We start from the raw sequence: 23511 nt of genomic DNA, 5'->3' as shown, positions 1-23511 counted from the left end.
TAGTATTAGGGTTCGCTGAAACCGTAATTTTACCTTGGTCAACCGTAAACTGTTTGATACTGCCATCGGCATTTAACTGAGGTTTACCTGTGGTAAAAATTGCCTTGTTGGCATTAATAAAGCCACCACCTTTAATGCTAATACCAGATGGGTTGGCAATAATCACATCTGCCATTTGCCCTGCAACTTCCAAGTTCCCCTCAAAGCGTGAAGCGGCTGATGAGTTTACTTCATTTAAAATAACTCGCGCTTCACCTGTAGCTAAAAACGGGTTGGCTGCAACGTTTCCTACTGTTTGTGTCGTAGCCCCTTGGCGGCTGTTATTCAGGACAGCACCTTCAGCCAGTACATCAAACTGTTTATAAATATTATGGGATATACCGTTTTTAGGAGTTTGAATATTAACTACAGGAACGACTATACCTGCTGAGTTCTTACCCGCAGCAATCACTGCTCTATTCGCAGCATTTGCAGCACTGTCCGCCACAATAGCAGCATACGCAGGTGCTAAAGGCATCCATAAACTCATACTGGCAACCAGTGCTTTCACTTGCCAGAGCTGATGAAATGCCTGAGATTCAGTGTTATCAATTTGACTCTGGGAGCTAGCTTCACTTTGGCCGGATGCCTTGGTTTGGCTTCGGACATTTTCAGCCACGGCCACAAACATTTGACGTGCTTTGCTATAAATAATGCGATAACTATTCTTGTTCATGAATGAAGTCTTTTCTAAAGTAAATTAATAAGAAAGGTTGATACTAAAACCGGTAACCCAGTCTTTTTTTATGCTGTCAGGTGCAATCAGCCCCCGACCTGTAAAGGCATCCAGATAAAAACTATTTTGATAGGTGCGTAGACCCAAAACACTACCGAGTAAATAACGCTGACCCGGTATGCTATTACGCCCATTGACCCAGCCCTGATCGACTGCCATGTAAAACTGGGTATTTGGAATTGGTGCATTCAAGCTGATTTCTTGCTGTACATACTGCCCGTTATCTCCGGAAAGCATGAGCTCACCATCAAAACCACGCACGCTATAGCGACCACCAATATAAAAGCGGTCATTCGGTACTAAAATTTTCGGTGCATATTGTCCACGCCAGTTAAGGCGATATTGAGCGGGTTTTTCGAGCAAAAGGAATGGTGTGCTAAAACGTAAATCGGCACTTAAAAGTGGAGCACGGGAGTAACCTTCAACAGGAAGATGTTTTCCCTCAATATTGGTAATATTTTCTTCTGGTGCAGTTCGGGCACCTACCCCCATCCCACGACGGTAATCGATGCTGCCGTCTAATACCGCATTTCCTAAATATTGACGGTGCTGAAACCCTAAATTCCAACCTGAGGTTCTACGGTGTAAGACACTAATCTCAACATCATTTAGAAAACTCTGACTTTCTTTATGATAAAGTTTTCCATACACGCTGGTTTTATGTTGCCCACTACGACTAATCACACGAGATAGGTTTAGGTTGGCTTGTTGGCTATTACCATGATAAATCACTGGATAACCAGATTCAGGTGCTACAGTTCCTTGTCTATATTGATAATCGTTATAGCTAAAACCTAAATCATAATAACCAATAGGTAACTGATAACTAATAAAGTAACTTCGGTTTAAGCTTTCATGAAAGTCATCTAATGAGTGACTCACGTTTAACGATAAAATATCATTTAAATGAAATGGGTTATTGACTCCTAACCCGATATTTCCCATATAGGTACCAGTGTCCTGATTACCCGAATCATCTACGCTTAAATTGAAATTAACTTTTTGTAGTGGTTGAAGTTTAAGTATTAAATCGCTATAGCCCGTTAATTCTTTATCTTGACTATTTGCAGGCGCAATTTGCATATCTACCGCATAGACACGTTTCAGGTTTTCTAGTCCCTGATCTAGTCTTTTTAGATTTACAATGTCGCCCGTTTTAAATGGCAACCCTGTCTTAAGTTGTAATGACGAGATTTTCCCTTCTTGAATTATGATTTTATTCAGGCGACCTATTTGCACACTCAGGTTTAAATTACCCTGATTTAAGTCTTGTGGACTCACAACAATTTGACTGGTAATAAAACCCTTTTTTAAAAGTTCGTTTTGGGTATAGTTCACGATGTTATGTAAGCTTTGGGTGCCAATACACTTGCCCAAAATACTCTGCGGATGCTTTTTTATAGCTTTAACCACAAAGTTAAATTGCTGCAAGTCAGACTCAGACTGACCACTTAAGGGTACAAGACTAATTTTTTTAACTGCTACGCATGGACTCTCTTTAACAACTAAATGTTTAAAGTCCTGTAATGGCTTGGTACTTTGATAAGGAGTTTGCTGAGCAATTTGGTCTTGTAATTGCTGATTTAGCTCTTTGAGTCGTTGATCTTGCAATACCTGACTGGGTAAAGAAACATCTTCAATGGCATAGGCATATTGGTTAAAACCCGCAAGAAAAATAATGGAAGAAGTTATAAAGTTCTTAGTTAACATCTTGTAGACAGAATTGTACGTATAATCACATTATTTTACATAACAATAATATATATCTCAATATTTTTTATTCCATAAAAAAGCTAGGCTTCTACCTAGCTTTAAAAAAATTCATTATGTAGCTTAAATATAATCAACCTTTTGAGCTTTTAAAATATCAAGCTGCAACATCTTTTTCTTTTTATATCTATAAGCAATAAACAAACCAATAAACCAGATTGGTGAACACTCAAGTGCAATTAAAGTGTCATGATCTAAAGCTAAAATGACAATAGTGAAAACTAAAAACAGCATCGTAAACCATGCCATAAATAATCCACCCGGCATTTTATATTGGGATTGAATATGTAATTCAGGGAATTTTTTACGATAGGAAATATAAGAAAGCACAATCAACATGAATGTAAAAATACATAAAATTGAAGTGAGTGCTGAAATAATTGTAAACGCAGTCATGACATTTGGAACAATAAATAAAATAGAGGTTCCCACCGTCACACAAGCCATCGAAAATACGAGTCCTCTAATTGGAACCTTACTTTTAGATAACTTACTAAAGCTTTTAGGAGCATCGTTGTCTAATGCTAAACCGTATAACATACGACTGGTCGCAAAAATTCCACTATTGGCCGAAGATAGCGCCGAAGTCGCAACAACAAAGTTGATTAAACCTGCCGCAATTGGTAAGCCAACTAACGTAAACATTTCCACAAATGGGCTTTTTTCTGGTGAAATTTTTGCCCAAGAGGTAACTGCAATAATACAAACCAATGCACCCACGTAGAACAATAAAATACGTAAAGGAATAGAGTTAATGGCTTTTGGAAGTGATTTATGCGGGTCTTTGGTTTCAGCAGCAGTTGTACCGACAAGCTCAATACCCACAAACGCAAATATGGCAATTTGGAAACCTGCCAAGAAACCTGTTACACCATAAGGAAACATAGATTGTGTTTCAAACAAATGGCTAACCGATGCCTTAACACCATTCGGAGAAGTAAATCCGGTACTAATTAAGTAAATACCCGCAAGAATAAACAGAATAATTGCTGTAATTTTGATGAGGGAAAACCAAAATTCGAGTTCACCAAATAGCCGAACGGCCACAAAATTGAGTATGGTTAAAATTGCTAATGAAGTAAATGCAGGAATCCAGACGGGTAAATCAGGATACCAAAACTGCATGTACCCTCCGATCACGATCACGTCTGCAATAGCAGTAATAATCCAGTTACACCAATAGGACCAACCAAGGAAGAATCCCGCCCACGGACCAAGATATGCCGTTGCAAAATCTGCGAATGTTTTAAAATTGGTATTCGCCAGAAGCAACTCGCCCATTGCTCGCATTACGAAGAAAAAGAAGAAACCAATAATTAAATAGGTTAAAACAATTGAAGTTCCTGAAATGCTTAATGTTTTACCGGAACCCATAAATAATCCAGTCCCGATTGCACCGCCAATCGCAATCATCTGAATATGACGATTGGTTAATGAGCGTTGCAATTTCTCTTCTTCTTGCTCAGTCATATGTTGACTACCAAGAAGATCTCCTTCCAGGAATTGCTTTCCGTTATTCTTACTCATGTAATATTTACTCCAATTTATAGCAACTGTCGTAAATGTTTTAATAATAAATAAATTATATGGTTATCAATTTAGTCCATTAAATCATTTTAAAAATATTATTAAATCATTTAAAACCTTATAAATTCCTTTTTAAAAGCTATTACCTATAACAATAAAAATTAATCATAAATCCTTTCCTTCATTATTATATTAGCCTGACCTCTATCAATATAATTTCGGTAGACAATTAAAATATATGAATTAATTAAATATTTTAATTGTCTGTCGTTTATAGAATAGCGGCAGGCTAATGAATTCCAGCTCAGCGAGCAAGATTGTGTTTATCCATATACCAATCTTGCGTTAGCGATAATATAGTATTCCTTCTTAAATTTGGTGAAATGTATAGTATTTCTGCTTAATTAACAGCCATTCGCAAATGATCAGTCTCTTTGAGTTTGTTTACCGCTTCTGGACTCGAAACCTGTTTAGCTTGAACACTTAGTACACGAACTAAACAACCATTTTCGGCATTCAATTGTTTTGCTTGTTCTTGTGTTAATTGCAGCTCTTCTTTATAAGGTTTGCTGTATACAAGAATGGCTCGATAATTTTCATAGTCATCATTGGCTACAATGTAAGGTTCATCCCCTACCGCAATATTTTCAGGTTGTTCAATTTGGACCTCTAGAGATTGACTTTCTTTAATCGCTCGTAAATTTTCGATATCGGCCTGCAATGTCGCCCCACCATCAAAAATATCGACATATCCTTTATAGCGCAGCCCTTCTTCTTGCAAGAGATTATAGGCTGGTCGAGTATTTGGATGAACAATACCAATTGCTGCTTTAGCATCATCTGGCAACATATCAACATAGAGTGGATGTCTTGGCATCAGCTCTGCAATAAAGGCCTTTTGCCCGACTCCACTTAAATAATCAGCTTTGGTAAATTCAATATCAAAAAACTTATGGCCTACCGCATTCCAAAATGGTGATTGTCCATTTGCATCGGAATAACCACGCATTTCTGCCACAATGGTTTCTTCAAAATATTGGCGAAATGCAGATAGGAACAAGAAGCGAACTTTAGATAAAAATTTGCCATTTTTATTTAAGCGATAGTCCGGATCTAAAAATAAAGTACAAAGCTCACTACAGTTGGTATGGTCATTACTCAAATATAGTGTTGGTAAGGCCTTATAAACACTTAAGGGTTCTGACGCATGAACCTGAGTACCCACATGAAAGTTGTACCAAGGCTCTTTTAAACCGAGTGCGACTTCAATACCACAGACCCCTACTACTTTGTCTAGTTCAGTATCTTCTAGAACAAATAAATAAACCTGATCCGCCTTTGGCAACTCACCTGCCACAGTCTTGCAAGCTCGGTCGATGCGCGCTGCCAATTTTTCTATATTGGGCTGTAAAGATGTCAAGCCAAAACCTGCTTTTTGAGCCAACAGGTAAAGGTCATTAACATCTTTAGGTTCGATGTAGCGAATAATCATCATGCCGCTTGTTCATCCTTTTGAATTGCTACAAAGCGAGCAAGTGCACGTTCAAAGCGTTTTAGACCTTCATCAATATCGGCCAAAGGAATAATCAGAGATGGTGTAAAGCGCACAACATTTGGACCAGCAATAAGACTAAGTAATCCCTCTTCACCCGCAAGGTTATTAATATCTTTTGCTTTGCCAGCGAACTCTGATTTTAAGACGCAGCCAATGAGTAAACCTTGACCACGAATTGTTTCAAAGATTTCATATTTTTCGTTTAATTTATTTAAAGCTTTTTTATAGTAATCATGGCGTGCTTTAACACCATTAAGCACTTCAGGTGTATTAATAAATTCAAATACTGCACCTGCAACTGCACTTGCTAACGGGTTACCGCCATAAGTCGTACCGTGTGTACCCACTGAAAAATGCGGTGCAAACTTATCGGTTGTTAACATTGCACCGACTGGGAAACCACCGCCTAGTGCTTTTGCAGTTGTTAACACATCTGGAGTAACACCAGTGTTCATGTAGGCATAAAGTGCACCTGTACGGCCTACACCCGTTTGCACTTCATCAAAAATAAGTAGGGCACCAAACTCATCGCATAGTGCGCGTAAGCCTTTTAAAAATTCGATGTCAGCCGGAATAACACCGCCTTCACCTTGTATCGGTTCAACAATAACTGCACATGTTTGCTCATTGATCACCGCTTTTGCAGCTTCTAAATCATTAAAGGCAACATGGTTAATGCCATTTGGAAGCGGTGCAAAGTCTTGTGAATATTTAGGTTGACCACCTGCTGAAACCGTAAATAAAGTACGACCATGGAAAGCATTTTTAAATGCCACAATGCCACTTTTACTAGCAACACCGCTGTCTAAACCGACTTTACGAGCTAGTTTCAATGCAGCTTCATTGGCTTCTGCACCTGAGTTACAGAAGAATACCTTGTCTGCAAATGTATTTTCAGTGAGTTGTTTTGCAAGGCGTAGAACAGGTTCATTTGTATAACCATTGCCCACATGCCAGAGTTTTGTTGCTTGTTCTGTTAAAGCATTTACTGCCACTGGATGTGCATGACCTAATGCGTTTACTGCAATCCCGCCTGCAAAATCGATATATTCTTTATTTTCTTGATCCCAGATACGAGAACCTTCACCACGTACAGGAATGAAATTTGCCGGTGCAAAAACTGGAACCATCCAGTCGTTAAAGTCACTACGAGAAACTGCAAAATTATCCATCTTATCTAGTCCATTAAATTGAATTATTAGGGTTAGCTGATGACCCTATTATTCAAAATCAAATTGATTCACAAAATTTGTAATTCAGTCAAAAATGAATTATTTTTTACCAATTTGATAATTGACAATTACAATATGGATAACATTGATCAAATTATTTTAGGTTTACTTAAAGATAACGCACGGATGTCTGTTACCGAGTTAGCCGAAAAAGTTCACGTTTCACGTGCCACGGTCAAAAAGAGAATCGAATATTTAGAATCTTCGGGCATCATTACCGGATACACAGTACGGTTTAAACCCAATGCTGAACGCAACGTTATTCGTGCATGGATGAGCATTATGGTTGAAGGCACTAAAGCACAGTCTGTGATTAAAGAATTACGCCTAGAAAGTGCCGTGGAATGTTTGCATAAAACGAATGGCAAATGGGATATTTTGGTCGAGCTACGATCTGACACTTTAGAAAACTTCGACAAAGTTTTAGAGAGAATCAGGAATATTTCAGGTATTTATAACAGTGAAACCAGCATTCTGCTTGCGAGTCATAAGACCTGATAACTCACTTTAATTTCAAATAATAAGAACGAAAAATTGATGAGCTAAGCATAAGGTTTGGCTCATCAAGCTGCTCTCGATTAGAAAAATTCTTCTATTGTCTTTCGTCAAATCAACAAAACTATTACAACGTTCAACCTATTCTAAAAATCTTCAATAAATTTTTAACTTTTTTTAAACAATCAAATCAAAAACTTAAAATCTAATTTGATTCAAATTCAAACCTTTTTCGCTCTCTCCCCCCGTCAAAGCATTTGACAGAAAATTTAAAACATAATACATATAGTATTATATGTTATATGTTAAAACCTAAGGACAAGGTATAAAAAATGGCTAAAACTCAACTAAAACACTTTATTAACGGCGAATATGTTGCTAGCAAAGGAAATGATTATTTCGACTTGGTAAGTCCGGTGACTGGCGAAGTTTATGGTCAATCGCCTAATGCAACCGAGGCAGAAGTTGATGCTGCTTACGCTGCTGCAAAAGAAGCTTTTAAAATTTGGGGACGCAGTACACCTTCGACCCGTCAAAAAGCATTGCTTAATTTAGCAGATGCTATTGAAGCAAATGCTGAACGTTTAATTGAGGCTCAAAGCCGTAATACGGGTCAGTTAAAGCACTTAATTGCATCTGAAGAAGTGGGTGCATCGGCAGATCAGGTTCGTTTCTTTGCAGGTGCTGCCCGCTTACTGAATGGCACAGCTTCAGGTGAATATTTAGAAGGTTTAACCTCTTCTATTCGCCGCGAACCAGTCGGTGTAGTTGGCCAAGTTACACCTTGGAACTATCCACTCATGATGGCTGTTTGGAAAATTGCTCCTGCTTTAGCAGCTGGTAACACTGTGGTACTTAAACCAAGTGACACAACACCAGAAAGTACACTTTTGCTTGCAGAAATTGCTGCACCATTTTTTCCTAAAGGTGCATTTAACGTGGTGTTAGGCCAAGCTCAAGTGGGTTCAAAAGTTGTATCACATAAAACACCTGCGCTCGTTTCTATTACAGGTTCGGTTCGTGCAGGCTTACAAGTTGCAGCTTCTGCGGCAGCAAATTTAGCCAAAGCCCACCTTGAGCTTGGTGGAAAAGCACCTGTCGTCGTTTTTGAAGATGCCGACATCGATAAAGCTGTTGAAATGATTGCTTTAACGGGTTACTTCAACGCAGGACAAGACTGTACTGCTGCAACACGCGTGATTGTTGCTGAAGCAGTTCATGATGAATTTTTAGGTAAATTAATTGAAGCCGCAAAAAATACACGCTTTGGTGAACCAGATGATCAAGATGCACTTTATGGTCCACTCAACAACGCTAATCAATTAAAGAATGTTAAAACCTTTATTGATAACTTACCTGCTCACGCCAAAGTTGAAACGGGTGGCAAGCAAGCCGATCGTCCAGGCTTCTATTTTGAACCAACTGTGATTAGTGGTTTAAAACAACACGATGAAGCAATTCAAAATGAAATTTTTGGGCCAGTGATTACTGTTCAAAAATTTACAGATGAAAATGATGCCATTGAAAAAGCCAACGACATTGAATATGGCCTAGCTTCAAGTGTTTGGACCAAAGATCATGCACGCGCAACTCGCCTGTCTCGTGAACTTGATTTCGGAACCGTTTGGATTAACACCCATATTCCTCTAACCGCAGAAATGCCACACGGCGGCTTCAAAAAATCAGGTTATGGTAAAGATTTATCAGGCTATGGCTTTGAAGAATATACCCGCGTTAAACATGTAATGAGTTCAAATGAATAATAAAAATCAGATTTGAAAGGAGATCAAAATGAATAAACAAGAAATGAAAGACTTTGTGAGTAAGGCGCACCACGAGTTATTTAATTTACATGACACCACTGCTCTAGACCGTTATTTTTCTAAAGACTTTATTGAGCACTCTCCACTGGTTGCCAACGGTATTTCAGGATTGCGTCAACTGGTAGAAGACTGCCCCGACATGCAACATGAAGCTGTACGTGTATTGGCAGATGGCGACTTGGTTGCGATTCATGGGCGCTTTCAGGGATTAGATGAAAACCCGTTAGTTGGCTTTGATATCTACCGCGTTAAAGATGGAAAAATTGTAGAACATTGGGATGGTCTGGTAGCAGAAGCAGCTCCGAATGTAAGTGGCAGAACACAATTAGATGGTCCGACCGAAATCGTAACTCACCATGACCCAGAGGAAAATCGTGAGATTGTGACCTCTTTCTTTAAGAAGTCATTAATTGATGGCAATTACGAAGCATTTAAAGAATACACCCACGGCGATCAGTTCATTCAGCATAGCCCAGATATTGGGGATGGCGTCAAGGCAGTGATTGATTTTTTGAACAATATCCGTAATGAAGGGCAAGGTTTGGTATACTCCAAAACTCATCGCTCCATTGTTGATGGTCAATTTGTATTGACACATTCTGAAGGAAATATTGCTGGAAATCGACATGCTTATTTTGAATTGTGGCGTGTAGATAATGGCAAAATTGTTGAACTTTGGGATGCAATACCAGCTGTGCCTGAAGATGAACAGGCAGTCCATCAATATGGCGTGTTTTAATCATTTATCCGTTTCATTAAGCTAAGTCACTGACTTAGCTTTTAGAGAATTCGCCATGTCAGCATATACGATAATTTTTGCACCTATCGCTCAGGCAACTCGCTCGGAACAAGTTGTTGAACGCTTGGAAAATGCAATTATCTCTGGATTGCTCAAAAGCAATGAACAACTTCCTAACGAGGCGGATTTAGCTCGCTTAATGGGAGTGTCACCGATTACCGTTCGTGAAGCGTTAAATACTTTACGGGTAAAAGGTCTGATTGATACACGACGCGGACGAAATGGTGGAAGTTTTGTTTGTGAGTTACCTTCCGATTTACTCTTAAACAAACATCCTTTGCGTCAGGCTTCAAATGAATATCTTGCTGATCTAGGTGAATTTCATAGTGCAATTTTAAGCCATGGTGCCTATTTGGCTGCACAAAGAACCACTGAATATGAACTGAGCAAAATCAAAGAATTGATTGAGCAATTTGAACAAGCCGTTGAAGCAGACACTCGTGCCCAGCTTGATTTACGCTGCTTGCTCACTCTCACCTCTTTTGCCCAATCAGCTCGACTGGCAAATCAAGAGTTAACTATACAAGCCGAATGGGCTCCGCTCATCGCAGTGCTTTACCAAGATGATCATTTTCATCAATTGGTCGTCGCGCAATACCACCAACTTTTATCATCTTTTGTTCAAGGCAATGAAGATGATGCTGTTATTCAAGCACGAAAAATTATTTCGATGCTAACAGACCAAATGCTTCGATATAAGTTATCTATCGAATAAAAACAATAAAACAGAGCGCTTATCAAATATCGAGTGAGAAATACGGAATTTTAGGAGTTATAGGAATGACCCAACATTTAGATATAGAAGAGCTTCAAAATTTGTTAAAGACGGTGGTTGAAGAAACGACAGCCATTACAGAAAAACTGGCGGCTAAAGCGAGCAAAATTCTGTCAAAACATGAACCTGAAAAAACAAAAGACGTTAAGCTTTCAGGTTCAGAACGTTCAGCTTTGCAAAAAGAAATTAAAAAGGCATTACAGGAAAGCCATTACAGTCAAGGTATCGGCTTTGCAAGTTATAGCCCTGCGACGCAAGAAGAACAAGATTATTGGACACTCGAATGGTGGTATAAAAAAGAAGATCAGTTACAACAAGCCAAACTTGAAAACTATCAAAATGCTCAGCGATTTTTAGATTTTCGCTCTTTTGAGTGGTTCCATAAACCTGCTCAAAATAAAAGTCCATGCATCCATGGACCTTATGTCGATTATATTTGTAATGGTGCATACACCATCACCCTTGCCCATCCAGTCATGATTCGTGATCAATTTATCGGTGTGATTGCCACCGACATTTTAGTTTCTGCACTCGAAAAACTTCTCATGCCGAAGCTTAAGAACATTAAACAAAAAGCAATCGTGATCAACGATTCTTCTCGAGTCATTACGTCAAATGACGTCACCATCAGGACAGGCACATTATTTAGAGGACAAAGCCCCGAGCAAGTTCTCTCACGACCGTGTCAATCTTTTCAATTGGTCGTTATCTAGAGCAAAGTCAAAAATACTAAATATTTGACCTTGCTTTAGAGCATCACCAAAGCGAAACAGCACCTGAAGCCTCTGGCTTTTGTTCAAACTTTCTTCAAACAGACTTGCTCATTCAGGTCTTGGGGAAGTTTTGGCTCAAAAATAGCATCGCTTTTCCGGATGAAAAGCAAAACAACGAAATTTGAGGTTGAAATGACATGGAAAATAAAACGTCTTCCTTAAAAAAACTGTCTCTTTGGCAAGTCACGATTATTGGTATTGCCTACATGACGCCAATGACAGTGTTTGATACTTTCGGCATTGTCTCTGGAATTACCAATGGTCACGTGCCACTTGCATATTTACTCGCACTTGGTGCCATGTTACTCACCGCTTGGAGCTATGCAAGATTCAGTAAAACTTCAGAAAAATCAGGCTCGGCATATAGCTATACTGCTGAAAGCCTAGGTCCTAAAAGTGGATTTTTTGTCGGTTGGTGCTCCCTACTCGACTATCTGTTATTACCACTCATTAATGTTTTGCTTGCCGCAATTTATCTCACTGCCCTCATTCCAAGTCTGCCTTACTGGTTTTGGGTGCTTGTATCGGCGAGTCTTGTCACCTTAGTGAATTGTTTCCGCATCCGGTTACTTGCCAATTTAAGTCTATTGTTTGTTTTTGCCCCCATCATACTCATGGTTATCTTTGTCTATTTAGTGATTCAGGGTATTGGCTCAACTCAAGGTTATGAGCATGTGCTTACCTTGGCTCCCCTCTGGCATGAGCACCAATCTTTACTACCGCTCGTGGCGGGCGCCTCAGTTTTGTGCTTTTCATTTTTAGGTTTTGATGCGGTTACTACGCTTTCAAATGAAACCAAACAACCCACCAAAAATATTCCACGAGCAGTCATGTTAACAACACTTGCTGGCGGGCTTATTTTCTTTACTGCCGCTTGGTTTATTCAGCTTTATTTTCCAAACAATCTTCGCTTTCAGCATCCTACTGAAGCGCTTCCTGAAATTGTGCTTTATGTCGGCGGGGCTTTTTTCCAGTCCATATTCTTATGCGGGCAAATTATGAACACTGTTGCCTCTGGCCTAGCCTCACATGCCAGTGCTTCACGTTTACTGTATATAATGGGCACTGACAATATTTTTCCTAAAAAGTATTTTGGGACAATTCATATCTCCTTAGGTACACCATTTTTCTCGGTTTTATTTGTTGGTCTTATTTCGATGTCCGCGGTTTTTCTAGATTTAGCACAAGTCGTAAGCCTGATTAGCTTTGGTGCTCTAGTCGCTTTTACAGCCGTAAACTTCTCAGTTTTTATGAAATTTTATATTAAAGATAAACAGCGCTCAGGGTTTAAAAATAAATTTCTAAACCTATTTTTACCGCTTATATCTGTCATTAGCATTATTTGCCTCTGGCTTAACCTTGACTCATCTTCACTGACTTTCGGATGTTTCTGGTTATCTTTAGGCATTCTTTTATTTATCTATAAAACGATTAAAAAACAAAGCATTGCAATTAGTAATGCTTATTAATTTTTAAGGAACTTCATCATGAATATTATTTCTAAACCCCAATTTTTAAAAGACGTGGAATATAAACCAAGTAAATCTCTACAAGTGGGCAAAGAGTGGAGCTGGTTAAATCCGAAACATGCAAAATTTGACACAACAACCGTAGAAGGCACATCCGTAGATAATCCAGCGAACTACTATGAAAGCTCACTTTCTGACTGGCATACATTTGACAGTTTAAAGGCCGATTTAGAATGTGATGTGGTTGTTATTGGTGGCGGTTTATTAGGTTCATCGACAGCCTTACATTTAGCTGAACAAGGCGTAGATACCGTTTTATTAGAAAAAAATTGTATTGGTAGTGCAGCTTCTGGTAGAAATGGCGGACAACTTACCCCTGGTTTGGCACGCTGGGAAGCTCAAGAAATGGCCGATCGCTTAGGTTATGAAGATGCAAAAAAACTGTGGCATTTTACCTCTACGGAAGCCATGCAACTCATTGATGACATCTCAGAAAAATACCAACTCAACTTTGACCGAAAATATGGTCATATTACTGCTGCTGTTCATGAAGGACATTTAGTGGGTCTGACCCAAGGCGCCGATGCACGAAAATATTTAGGTGAAGACCATACCCGCATTGTAGGTAAACACGAACTCATGGACTATATTAAGTCTGACTACTATACGGGCGGTTTAATTGATGAGTTGGGGGGACAAATTCATCCTTTAGCTTTAAACCGTGGCTTAATTTATGGCTTTTGCCAAAATGGCGGTACTGTTTATGAACAAACAGAAGTTATTTCAATAGAAGAAAAAGCAGATGGTATTTATGTTCAAACAGCAAATGCTGTCGTGAAAGCTAAAAAGTCTGTAGTTTTGGCAGTTCACCATGCTTCGTTTAAACTTTTATCAGAACAAAACAATACGACTATTCCTTTTTACACTTATGTTGCGACGACTGCCCCACTAGAGCTTGATACAAAAGAGCTTTTGCCATTTGAGCATCCAGTCTATGACACTCAGTTCCAGATTGATTACTACCGCCCTGTGTTTAACAACCGCTTATTGTTTGGTGGTCAAGGCACAGGAACATGTTGGGGACCAGAGAAAACTTTAAATTATCTAGAACATCGAATTCATACCGTGTTCCCTCAAATTAAAAATCTAGAGATGGATTTTGTCTGGAGTGGAACGACTGATTTAACGGTAAATGGTGCAGTTGATAGCCGTAAGTTTGGCAATAAATTCCCAATTTATGCTGTTCACGGCTGGAGCGGTCATGGTGTGGCGCAGACTGTTCGTATTGGTAAAGCCATCGCAAGTGATTTTGTTGGGCAATCTAATGACTTTGAAATGTTATCTAAAATCGACCACCAAAATATTATGTTTGGCCGCACACTTGCACCCGTTGTCATTCCACTCGCAAAAAGCATGTATGGCATCGGCGCAATGCTGAACCCCGGCAAAATGGTGTCTTTCTAATTTATAGAACCACTAATTTTCAGAAAAAGGATTCGTATAGCTTTGTACGGATCCTTTTTTATTTAACTGAGTAAAATCCTTTTCAAACTAGGTTATCCCTAACCAATCTATTACAATAGCGCCAGATTTATAATTCAGCGCATATATTTTGAGCAACTCATCTTCCCAATTAAAACGTGGACTTAAAAATCGTCACATCCAGTTAATCGCTATGGGTGGTGCTGTCGGGACAGGTTTATTTTTAGGTTCTGCACAAGTCATCCAGTCCGCTGGTCCTTCTATTATTTTAGGTTATGCCATCGTTGGTTTGGTCGCATTTCTAATTATGCGCCAAATGGGTGAAATGATCGTAGAAGAACCTGTAGTCGGCTCTTTTAGTTACTTTGCACAAAAGTATTGGGGAAGATTCCCAGGTTTTTTATCGGGCTGGAACTATTGGGTTGTCTATATTCTCGTTGCAATGACAGAACTAACAGCGGTCGCTAAATATGTGCATTACTGGTGGCCCCATATTCCTGCTTGGATATCAGCCTTATTTTTCTTTGTTCTAGTCACATGTTTAAACTTGGGCAATGTTAAATTTTATGGTGAATCTGAATTTTGGTTAGCCATTATTAAAGTCGCTGCTGTCATTTCGATGATTGTGTTTGGTCTATATTTATTGCTTACAGCGGGTAGCGACTCATTAGCTAGCTTTTCAAACTTATGGCAGCATGGTGGATTTTTCCCACATGGGTTCTCGGGCTTATTTTATATGCTCGCCTTTTTAATGTTCGCCTTTGGCGGCATTGAACTGATTGGGATGACTGCCGCCGAAGCTGAAAATCCTGAAAAAAGTATTCCACAAGCCATCAACCAAGTCATCTTTCGAATCTTGATTTTTTATGTGGCTTCGCTTGCTATCATTATGTCACTTATTCCGTGGAATCAGCTTGACCTCGGTGGTTTAGATAAAAGCCCATTTGTCATGATTTTTAGCCAGCTTGGCATTGGTTGGGCTGCACATTTACTCAACTTTATTATTTTGACTGCTGCACTGTCGGTTTATAACAGCGGCATGTATGCCAACAGCCGTATGTTATATGGACTTGCAGTACAGGGCCATGCTCCGAAAGTTTTTGCACAAGTGAGCAAACAAGGTGTTCCTAAAGCTGCTGTTATCTTCTCTTCTATTCTGATTTTTGGTTGTGTATTACTTAACTATTTCGTACCAGAAGAAGCGCTAAGCTATCTCATGTACATGGCAGTAGCTGCACTGGTTTTAAACTGGGCAGTTATTAGCTTTACCCATTTGAAGTTTAAACGTGCGATGAAACTTGAAGGTAAAGCTGTCAAATTTCCTGCGCTATTCTCGCCTTTGAGTAACTATATTGTTTTAATTTTCATTGGCATGATTTTATATATTATGTGGACTCAAGGATTTGAAAAATCGGTGATTTTACTTCCGATCTGGATCACTTTCATGTTTGGGCTATATAAATTTCTGAGTTGGAAAAAAGCACTCTAATATTCAAAGAAGGCTTATTCAAACAGGATAAGCCTTTTATCATTTAACAGCTCGTCCCTCTAAGCAACTTCAGAAAATCTATTCAAAAAACCATTCACATTCTATTCATCATTGTTGAATAACTCTCTACTAGACACATTGATATGTAACCCTTAGTCATTCTAAACATTGGTATTTAATGGGATAATTATTAAAGTACAAGTGTTTACATGATCTATAAATATTTGCGCTAATGTTCAGCTAAAATCAAAGCAGACCAGTTTATTGTTGCAATCACTCAATAGGCAAAAGACACTTCATCGAAAGACAGGTTTTTTACCCACTTTACTGATTTAGCGCCGTCAACTGTGTCACTCAATGATGAAAGACAGGAAATTTTATGGAAAAAGCTCTGCAATGTCCTAAGTGTGGTTCTACAGAAGTTGAAGCACGTGACCATGACAAATTACTTAGAACAACTGGCGGTGTTTTACTGACAGCTGCTGGCACAACGGCAGGCACTGTAGGTGGTGCAGCAACTGGCGCTACTGTTGGTGCAGCTATTGGTACGATTGCTGGTCCTTTAGGTGTGATTGTTGGCGGAACTGTAGGAACTTTTGTCGGTGCAATTAGTGCAGGAATCACTGGCGGTGTGGTGGGTAATATTTTTGGTAAAAAAGCGGGTGTGATGATCGATAAGAACATTTTTCAGGATTACCGCTGCCTAAAATGTAAATACCGTTTTAAACAAAAGAAGTAAAATGAATTAAGTAGGAGAACTAGTTGCTCTAGCTCTCCTGCTATCATAAATACCACAGGATTCTACAAATATAAGTCTTAATTTTTTCAAGGATGAGAAAGTTTTTAGACTGTTATCTGACTCTTATCGACCTAACTAGCTGCTTTTAAGCCCTGCTGGACTTGTTGGTATTCATCAAAAAGCTGTTCTTGCTTAACCTCTTGACTACCTACACTGCATACAGCTTTATCTTCAGCAACTTTTTTATCTACATCTTCACCTTTTCCACTACGACGAGATTCATAAACTGTTCTCTGTCGGAAGTAACTAAATGGTTCCGCGTTGCTAATAAAACCATATTTGGAGTCATGTATATAATTCTGATAAAAGTCCATAATTTCTGGGCTTGCTCCTTTTCTCCAGCTTGCAAACTCCCAATCATCAATACCCAAGTAAAACTCATAAGCTTTCGAAACAGGCGATAATAATCTAAAGATATTCATTCCCCCTGTTGTATTTGAAGCAGTGAGTTTCTGTAGTTTTTCCAAACGACTAATCTCAGTTGCCATATCTGACGGGCCAATCGGAATATATTCACGAATTTTATTGTCATTACGCGCTTGCTGACTTACAGAGACAATTTTCTTTTCAGCTAAAGCTCCATAAGCCGCATAGTAGACTTTCATGGTGGCAATAATTTGATCTTGAATTTTTCCGCTAGATTGCATTTCTGCTTTCACAGCATTATATAAATGTAGGGTTTTATCTTGAATTTCAAACTGATCAGCAAATAAAGCCCCATATTTTTCTTTTAATTGATTATAGTCAAACATACGAACACCCGCATTGACAGCTTCCTCCAACATATCCTTAAGTGGAATGCGAGCATAGTTATCATTTACATTTTGGCTTCCAGGAGCATAACCTCCCCCCACATCTGAATGCATACCCGGATAAACAATTTCTTTCCAGTTAGAGTTCGCAATTTCACCATTTTCTTTATGAATTAAATCAACTGGAAAGGCGAAACGCTGTTCATTTCCCGCAATATGATGAACACACATTTTGACTCGTTCATCAATGACCATATCACGGCCTTCAAAAGTTAAATTATTATTTAAGTTAGTCGCAGGTAAACCAAAAGAGGCAACTGTATCGAAGATTCCCATGAATTTAAACTCTATAGGATATTTTCCAGCACCATAAGTTAAACCATTGCAATCAGATTCACACTGCCACATAAACTGATTGGTAAAAGCACGTGCTAAGGCAGCGCCACGTGAAAAGCCAAAAGTAGAAATATTAATTTTTTTGATGAGACGATGTTGACTTAAACTTTTCTCTACTTCAGCAAAACTATAAACTTTTTTTTCGCTAGCATATTTACTCGTATCTATTTCTGCTTTTTTGGCATTCATAATCATGACTTGTTTTAAAGCATCATTGAGTTGATCTTCTCCATAATCGAGTCGTCGTGTACCACCCGATCCAACACCAAGTCCAAAACCACCATGATCTTGGATCATAGCAAGTGCTCGTTGGAAGATATTTAATTCTCCATTAAAACGTGTCCCTACCCCTGATACATATATTGAGTAATTTGTTCTAATCCCATTACTTTCACTTTCTTGAGCATATTGATCAGCGGTTTTCCATAACCTTGCAGGATTTGACCATTTCTTTAGTTCTTCATCTGCATCTTTATTATTACCTGTACCATCAAAAAAGACAGAAATATGAACCACATCTGAACAATCTTGTTTTGCCTCAGGTGAGGTGTTTGGAACATCACTATTAGTTTCTATAGTTCGTTTGATAATTGTTTTTTTAAACATTATTTAGCCCCATTCTTTCTTATTCTGTCTTGCCACCTTAAACCCTTTTCAGTTGGATTTGGCCAATTAAGAGATGTAACTATTTCAATAGTGTCATCTGGGTATAGATGGACAACAAGATATTTCATATCCTTAACGTCATTCTTTTTTAAAAAAACTTGATTTTTCGCTGTATGTAATTCACCAGTTTTAGCATCTTTCCAAGTTACATTCTGTAAACCTAGTATCACTGGCGAAGTATTCATTGAACCTAGTGCTCCACCAATAATATGATTATTTAGCTTCACATCATAAGTATTATATGACGGATTATAATTAACAGATGTTGTCCCCATATAATATGTTGCATTTGGCCCAATACCTGCACAACCTGCTGCACTAAACACTAAACTTATTGGTAGGAGTAATAATTTTTTGAGAATCATAGTATTTCTTCTTGCTATCTTAGACCTTTTACAGCTGGACTTGGTCAATTGTTAGATGTAGTAATTTCTACTGTATCATTAGGATATAAATATGCAGATAAATATTCATACCATTGAACTCCCTACCACCACTTAAATTTGCCCATACATCCAATTACAACCAGTTAAAATTACTGGTATAGCAAGTAAAATAAATAGTATTCTATATTTCATTATTTCTCTCCATTTAGAACTCTTATTAATTTATTTCAATAAAAGTATATTAGCCATGATTAAAAAATTAATTATCCAGCGTCAGACATTAAGCTATTCATAATCTGATCCATTGTTAGCTTTTTATCTTTCAGATTATTTAATAAATGCTGTAAGTTATGGTCCGACTCAAAGTGGACTCCATACATCAATTTTAGGCAGATAAAATTTAAAATATCGCGAGTACCAGATAAACAGTGATCTCTTGCTTCAGGGATGCTTTCAATTACAAATTCATATAATGACTCATCATCAATTTTATCAACCAAAAATGAGTTATTGAGTTTGAGGTAATAAATTAGATTGTCAGGAAAAGTTGCCTCTACCATCATTTCTTCTTGCTCCACCGTAAAATGTAAAGGCTTTTCGATGGATGGCAGCACTTCAACTCGCTCATTTAATCCAAATATTCCTTGCAGATTACTTAAGCGATCCCAATACCACCAGCTTTGAATAGGTTTAAGTAAAGCTTCAATTTGCCGGGGGGTAAATACAGGGCCTTGTACATATAAAGTATTATCAGCTTTGTGCCCAACCAATGTCGCCAAGATAGTCGGATCCCAAAATGCCAGCATCATTTCTAGACCACCGTCAAATTCAACATCTAAAAAATTTCTTAAATGTTTATATAGATAATCAAAAGTTAAGGGCGTAATAATAATTGTCATTTTGGTTGTGCCAGCGATATTACTTTCAATCCATTCCCATTCAAGTGACGTAAAATTTTTAGGCAGCTGAATTAAATGTGGAGAAATCTCTTTAGCCTTTTCACCACTAGCTTCTTTTAATAAACATTTTTGACGTAAATGCTCTAAAACCTTTAAAAACTTTTTATCTTGAGCTGCATCAGCTATTGCATAAATATTTAATCCAACTTGATCAAGTGGATATTTTTCAAATGTTTTAAATAAAAACTGGAGACTTTGATTAATCATCATTTACATTCCATCTCCTTTATTAATGAAAGCTCCACGTTGTGCTGCGCGTCGAGCAAGACATTCCCAACAAATATTATTTGGAAATATCGGAAGCATTGGGCTTTCACTTGCACCTGTTGTAAAGAGATGTTGTCCTGCTTTAGCAGTAAACTTATTTGGTGTAATGACCGTGACTCCATCACCATTAATTTTTAGAGCACTGTCTTTTGCTTTAAATACAATTTCAGTTGGACTATGGATTTCTACTTTACCTTCAGAGGATGTTATTTTTATATCGAGTCTTGCAGAAACATCTAATACATTATCTTGCGATTGCAGATCAAATTTCCCTTTTGCTGCATAAATTTTTAAATCTTCCTCCCCCGCAAACAAACTTACTTTTTTCTTAGCATTTAAAATCAAATGTTCATCTGTGCTCACATTAATGGATTGCCCACTGCCAACTGTTACACTATTCAAAGCATTAATATGTATATCTTTTCCAGAAACTAAAGAAATACTATCTGGAGAAGCTAATAACATTAAAGCTTCTTTGGTAGCTTTTAAGTCAGACCACTGAGATTCGATCGTTTTAATATACTGATTAATATTTTCAAGCATGTCAGCAGCTTCTGCTTTCTGTTTCACAGCATACTCAGATAAAGCTTTCATACTTTCTAAACTTTCTGTGAAGTTTTGAACTGCTTCTTTTGCCTCTAAATGTATATCCGTTGCATTACTCTGAACAAATGTTGAGATATATAATCCTTTACTTCGGATTGCACCTGCACGATCCGTTCTTAATTCAAATCCCTCACCACGCCCCTCACTCGTCGCACTTTCCTTAGGATGACTTAAATTCCCCAAGTTAAGCTGTGTAGCACCATGACTACTATGTAGCTGAGCACTGATCTGGCCAGTTGTGTCGTCAAAGCGAAGTTGGTTATAGCCCATACCCCCAACTTCTTTCGAACGAATACCACTCAGTTTTTTGGTATCCGGTAATTGTCCTTTAATATCAAACTTCGTTGGCGAACGCTGCGCTTCGTGAATACGCCCTGTTACAAATGGGCGATCAATGTTGCCATCAAAGAAATCAATCACCACAATTTCATCTTTACGCGGTAAAAAGCGTGCTCCATAGCCTTCACCAGCCCACGGAGTGAGGACATCGACCCATGCCGAATCTGAGTCACTATTATTTGAGCCTGCACCGCCATCATGAGCATGATCATCGGTACGCGTGAATAAGAATCTGACTTTTATTCGTCCCCATTCATCCACATGAATTTCTTCACCATCACTGACCACTTTGGCACGTTGTACATGAGCCATAGGACGATGCTTCAAAGGGTCATATTCAGGTACAACATTAATATTTCTACGAACCACTACAAATTCATTGGCCTGACGCTCTTGTTCACTGTCTTTACTGGTTTGCCAGTGACTTAAGGTCAATAGCTTTTCAACTTGGTCTTGGATATCTTTGGGCAAGTTATTTTGATTATAAAAGTGCTTATTAAGGATTAAAAACTCCTTATCATGCTGACTATGATTTTTTTCTAACTCTGGGTAATCAAGCAATTGGAACCAATAACCAACTTGAGTATCCCGTACACTGCTATGCGCTGTAAAATACTTGGCTTGTAATGACTGATATTGGTTTAAATGCATATTCAGTTTTTCTAACTGAGAGTTACTTGAAGTGGTGGCTTGATCCTCTCCTTTAAGATCGCTTATCCAAGCAGGAGATATATTCCATGCCTGTTCTAGACTTAAGCTTTCATTGTCTCGCTGAGAACTATGTTTATGTAAACTAAGTACTGCACCACTGGCATCTTCCTGACTTAGACTATTAGCTTGCCAACGTTGTACATGAATAGCTGTTGGTTGTAACTGTCGCTGAGCAATAAAACTAGTGATGCTGTCATATTGTTCAGTTGCGTTAGAACGATGGTAACGAATGGTTCTACGTTCAAGAGATTGAAACTGAGCATTATCATCAATTAAACGTAGTTTTTGTGCTTCAATACTTTGGCTATTACTTGCTACAAGATAACTCGCCTCATCCACAAGCCAGTTAATCGATTCTTCACGCATTATTCGAGTTAAATATGCATAATCACTTTCATTCGACTGCATAGAGAATGGACGTACATCATACGTTTTAGTTAAACCACTCGTATCTAACTGTAAACTTGACGCAAATAACGGACTTTTATTCTGCCATTCCTTAAAGATGACTTCGATAATGTCCAAAACGCTTTTATTCATAAACACACGACTATTACGTCGTTTATGCCATAAGCTCGTTGCATCCTGCATAGTCAAGCGATATAGACTAAAAGCACCATCGCTTTGACCTTGGCTAGCACCAGTGACAATACCCGTAGTTCTAAAAAGCTGACCTGCATCTGTTACTTGATCAACTGCAACCTGACATCCAATAAACTGTTTTAATTCAATATATGGATTTATAGATAAGCAAATAAGCTCTGCTGATAGCCCATCATTAATCCCATGATACCCATCTATACGTTGTAACATAATCTGAGAATTAAGCTCTGCATTTGAAAACTGGATACTAATCGCCCGTTTCTGAACGCCAAATCCCATTTTTTCCAAAATACCAAAGATATTATTCAACATTATGAAACACGCTTTATTATTAACCGAATAAGTTTATCAGAATGACCTGTCTGTCTCAATTTAAGGTATTCCATATTTTGTTTATATTGGTATCTTTCCTTATCCTCATCTTCTTCTAATTTGCTTTATATAGATCTACAAACTGAACTTAAATTTTAATAACAAAAATATTTACGACCAATTTTAGTGAAGCGAAGCAATCAAAATCAGTAACTTACTTTACGCTGCTAAGAAGATATGAAAGAATTACGATCCAATATAACTTCTGAAAGTTAAAATGAAAAAAATATTATTTTTTAGTTTATTTAGCATTCTCAGCTCATATACTTTTGCAGCAGATAATAGTTCAGTGTATCGAGGACTTGGTAGTAGCGATCATGATTTCTTAAATTTCAAAATACTTAAACAACAAGGCTTTATAGCAAAAAAAGCCAATATTTCAAGAGCAGATTATAATGATGTATACAAATTAAAAAAGTCTTACCAATTTATGGGGCAAAACGTTGTACTAATCTCAGATGAATATATGTCTGAATATGTGGGATGTTGTGTTAGCGAAGGTTGGGGAGCTGTTTTTAAACAAACAGCTCATTTGAAATTGATTCAACAATTTGCAAAAACTAATCAATGTAATATCAATTCTATCGAGTCAGATAGTAATTACTATGGATTTAAAATCAATTCCTTACCTAAAGGTAACTACTATGAACTATCATGTCGTGAACGTGACCTAAATGAGTCCGAATAAATA

Annotated in this window: 19 protein-coding genes; 10 read left to right on the top strand and 9 right to left on the bottom strand. The window is 38.0% G+C overall.

The features are described from left to right. From ACLBWE_RS08750 to ACLBWE_RS08730, 5 genes are all read right to left on the bottom strand, one after another. A partial coding sequence (locus ACLBWE_RS08750; RefSeq protein ID WP_447602364.1) for a two-partner secretion domain-containing protein occupies positions 1-715 on the bottom strand: 715 nt, incomplete at its 3' end. 24 nt (positions 716-739) lie between these two features. Next, positions 740-2485, bottom strand: coding sequence for a ShlB/FhaC/HecB family hemolysin secretion/activation protein (locus tag ACLBWE_RS08745; protein ID WP_348951597.1), 1746 nt, complete (start codon positions 2483-2485; stop codon positions 740-742). Positions 2486-2608: 123 nt separating this feature from the next. Next, positions 2609-4072 carry an amino acid permease gene (locus ACLBWE_RS08740; RefSeq protein WP_056478627.1) on the bottom strand — a complete coding sequence of 488 codons (1464 nt, stop codon included), beginning with the start codon at positions 4070-4072 and terminating at the stop codon, positions 2609-2611. Positions 4073-4472: 400 nt separating this feature from the next. Next, positions 4473-5567: an arginine N-succinyltransferase gene (gene astA / locus ACLBWE_RS08735; RefSeq protein ID WP_447602361.1), complete on the bottom strand. Its 1095-nt coding sequence runs from the start codon at positions 5565-5567 to the stop codon at positions 4473-4475. Beyond that, positions 5564-6799, bottom strand: a complete 1236-nt coding sequence (locus ACLBWE_RS08730) for a bifunctional succinylornithine transaminase/acetylornithine transaminase (RefSeq protein WP_447602359.1) — start codon at positions 6797-6799, stop codon at positions 5564-5566. Before ACLBWE_RS08730 ends, astA begins: the two co-directional genes overlap by 4 nt. A gap of 135 nt (positions 6800-6934) precedes the next feature. On the opposite strand from ACLBWE_RS08730, the gene ACLBWE_RS08725 reads away from it, so the two are divergent. The 9 genes from ACLBWE_RS08725 (at position 6935) to ACLBWE_RS08685 (ending at position 16703) form a co-directional block, all read left to right on the top strand. Further along, positions 6935-7357: an Lrp/AsnC family transcriptional regulator gene (locus ACLBWE_RS08725; protein ID WP_002120489.1), complete on the top strand. Its 423-nt coding sequence runs from the start codon at positions 6935-6937 to the stop codon at positions 7355-7357. 329 nt (positions 7358-7686) lie between these two features. Further along, a complete protein-coding gene (locus tag ACLBWE_RS08720; RefSeq protein WP_056478623.1) occupies positions 7687-9117 on the top strand; it encodes a gamma-aminobutyraldehyde dehydrogenase in 1431 nt (476 codons plus the stop codon). Between the two features lie 28 nt (positions 9118-9145). Further along, entirely contained in the window at positions 9146-9916 is a 771-nt protein-coding gene (locus ACLBWE_RS08715) for a nuclear transport factor 2 family protein (RefSeq protein ID WP_447602356.1), read from the top strand. A 55-nt stretch (positions 9917-9971) separates the two neighbouring features. Then, positions 9972-10691 (top strand): FadR/GntR family transcriptional regulator, encoded by a 720-nt coding sequence (locus tag ACLBWE_RS08710; protein WP_151745179.1) that lies wholly within the window; start codon positions 9972-9974, stop codon positions 10689-10691. Between the two features lie 65 nt (positions 10692-10756). Beyond that, positions 10757-11464: a cache domain-containing protein gene (locus ACLBWE_RS08705; RefSeq protein WP_017391632.1), complete on the top strand. Its 708-nt coding sequence runs from the start codon at positions 10757-10759 to the stop codon at positions 11462-11464. A gap of 197 nt (positions 11465-11661) precedes the next feature. Continuing rightward, on the top strand, positions 11662-12993 hold the full coding sequence (locus tag ACLBWE_RS08700; protein WP_198496246.1) for an APC family permease: 1332 nt from the start codon (positions 11662-11664) through the stop codon (positions 12991-12993). An 18-nt stretch (positions 12994-13011) separates the two neighbouring features. Next, positions 13012-14457 carry an NAD(P)/FAD-dependent oxidoreductase gene (locus tag ACLBWE_RS08695; protein WP_447602353.1) on the top strand — a complete coding sequence of 482 codons (1446 nt, stop codon included), beginning with the start codon at positions 13012-13014 and terminating at the stop codon, positions 14455-14457. 148 nt (positions 14458-14605) lie between these two features. Then, complete coding sequence (locus tag ACLBWE_RS08690; RefSeq protein ID WP_447602351.1) at positions 14606-15964, top strand: amino acid permease; 1359 nt, start codon at positions 14606-14608, stop codon at positions 15962-15964. A 379-nt stretch (positions 15965-16343) separates the two neighbouring features. Beyond that, a complete protein-coding gene (locus ACLBWE_RS08685; RefSeq protein WP_348951577.1) occupies positions 16344-16703 on the top strand; it encodes a hypothetical protein in 360 nt (119 codons plus the stop codon). A 131-nt stretch (positions 16704-16834) separates the two neighbouring features. On the opposite strand, the gene ACLBWE_RS08680 is transcribed toward ACLBWE_RS08685, so the two are convergent. The 4 genes from ACLBWE_RS08680 to ACLBWE_RS08665 form a co-directional block, all read right to left on the bottom strand. Then, positions 16835-18517, bottom strand: coding sequence for a T6SS phospholipase effector Tle1-like catalytic domain-containing protein (locus ACLBWE_RS08680; RefSeq protein WP_348951575.1), 1683 nt, complete (start codon positions 18515-18517; stop codon positions 16835-16837). Continuing rightward, on the bottom strand, positions 18517-18942 hold the full coding sequence (locus ACLBWE_RS08675) for a hypothetical protein (protein WP_348951573.1): 426 nt from the start codon (positions 18940-18942) through the stop codon (positions 18517-18519). Before ACLBWE_RS08675 ends, ACLBWE_RS08680 begins: the two co-directional genes overlap by 1 nt. A 284-nt stretch (positions 18943-19226) precedes the next feature. Further along, positions 19227-20132, bottom strand: coding sequence for a DUF4123 domain-containing protein (locus ACLBWE_RS08670; protein ID WP_447602348.1), 906 nt, complete (start codon positions 20130-20132; stop codon positions 19227-19229). Next, complete coding sequence (locus ACLBWE_RS08665) at positions 20133-22760, bottom strand: type VI secretion system Vgr family protein (RefSeq protein ID WP_447602346.1); 2628 nt, start codon at positions 22758-22760, stop codon at positions 20133-20135. A gap of 277 nt (positions 22761-23037) precedes the next feature. Here ACLBWE_RS08665 and ACLBWE_RS08660 point away from each other — a divergent pair, with 277 nt between their 5' ends. After that, complete coding sequence (locus ACLBWE_RS08660; protein WP_348951567.1) at positions 23038-23508, top strand: hypothetical protein; 471 nt, start codon at positions 23038-23040, stop codon at positions 23506-23508. The last annotated feature ends 3 nt before the right edge of the window (positions 23509-23511 follow it).

Source organism: Acinetobacter sp. M5A5_2a (assembly GCF_053345265.1).
This window is presented reverse-complemented; position numbering and strand designations above follow the sequence as displayed.

Excerpts from the sequence above, each read along its gene's own strand:
- ACLBWE_RS08730 (WP_447602359.1), bottom strand. The coding sequence starts at position 6,799 with ATGGATAATTTTGCAGTTTCTCGTAGTGACTTTAACGACTGGATGGTT.
- ACLBWE_RS08715 (WP_447602356.1), top strand. The coding sequence starts at position 9,146 with ATGAATAAACAAGAAATGAAAGACTTTGTGAGTAAGGCGCACCACGAG.
- ACLBWE_RS08745 (WP_348951597.1), bottom strand. The coding sequence starts at position 2,485 with ATGTTAACTAAGAACTTTATAACTTCTTCCATTATTTTTCTTGCGGGT.
- ACLBWE_RS08705 (WP_017391632.1), top strand. The coding sequence starts at position 10,757 with ATGACCCAACATTTAGATATAGAAGAGCTTCAAAATTTGTTAAAGACG.
- astA (WP_447602361.1), bottom strand. The coding sequence starts at position 5,567 with ATGATGATTATTCGCTACATCGAACCTAAAGATGTTAATGACCTTTAC.
- ACLBWE_RS08665 (WP_447602346.1), bottom strand. The coding sequence starts at position 22,760 with ATGTTGAATAATATCTTTGGTATTTTGGAAAAAATGGGATTTGGCGTT.
- ACLBWE_RS08710 (WP_151745179.1), top strand. The coding sequence starts at position 9,972 with ATGTCAGCATATACGATAATTTTTGCACCTATCGCTCAGGCAACTCGC.
- ACLBWE_RS08725 (WP_002120489.1), top strand. The coding sequence starts at position 6,935 with ATGGATAACATTGATCAAATTATTTTAGGTTTACTTAAAGATAACGCA.
- ACLBWE_RS08685 (WP_348951577.1), top strand. The coding sequence starts at position 16,344 with ATGGAAAAAGCTCTGCAATGTCCTAAGTGTGGTTCTACAGAAGTTGAA.
- ACLBWE_RS08700 (WP_198496246.1), top strand. The coding sequence starts at position 11,662 with ATGGAAAATAAAACGTCTTCCTTAAAAAAACTGTCTCTTTGGCAAGTC.
- ACLBWE_RS08670 (WP_447602348.1), bottom strand. The coding sequence starts at position 20,132 with ATGATGATTAATCAAAGTCTCCAGTTTTTATTTAAAACATTTGAAAAA.
- ACLBWE_RS08675 (WP_348951573.1), bottom strand. The coding sequence starts at position 18,942 with ATGATTCTCAAAAAATTATTACTCCTACCAATAAGTTTAGTGTTTAGT.
- ACLBWE_RS08695 (WP_447602353.1), top strand. The coding sequence starts at position 13,012 with ATGAATATTATTTCTAAACCCCAATTTTTAAAAGACGTGGAATATAAA.
- ACLBWE_RS08660 (WP_348951567.1), top strand. The coding sequence starts at position 23,038 with ATGAAAAAAATATTATTTTTTAGTTTATTTAGCATTCTCAGCTCATAT.
- ACLBWE_RS08740 (WP_056478627.1), bottom strand. The coding sequence starts at position 4,072 with ATGAGTAAGAATAACGGAAAGCAATTCCTGGAAGGAGATCTTCTTGGT.
- ACLBWE_RS08720 (WP_056478623.1), top strand. The coding sequence starts at position 7,687 with ATGGCTAAAACTCAACTAAAACACTTTATTAACGGCGAATATGTTGCT.
- ACLBWE_RS08680 (WP_348951575.1), bottom strand. The coding sequence starts at position 18,517 with ATGTTTAAAAAAACAATTATCAAACGAACTATAGAAACTAATAGTGAT.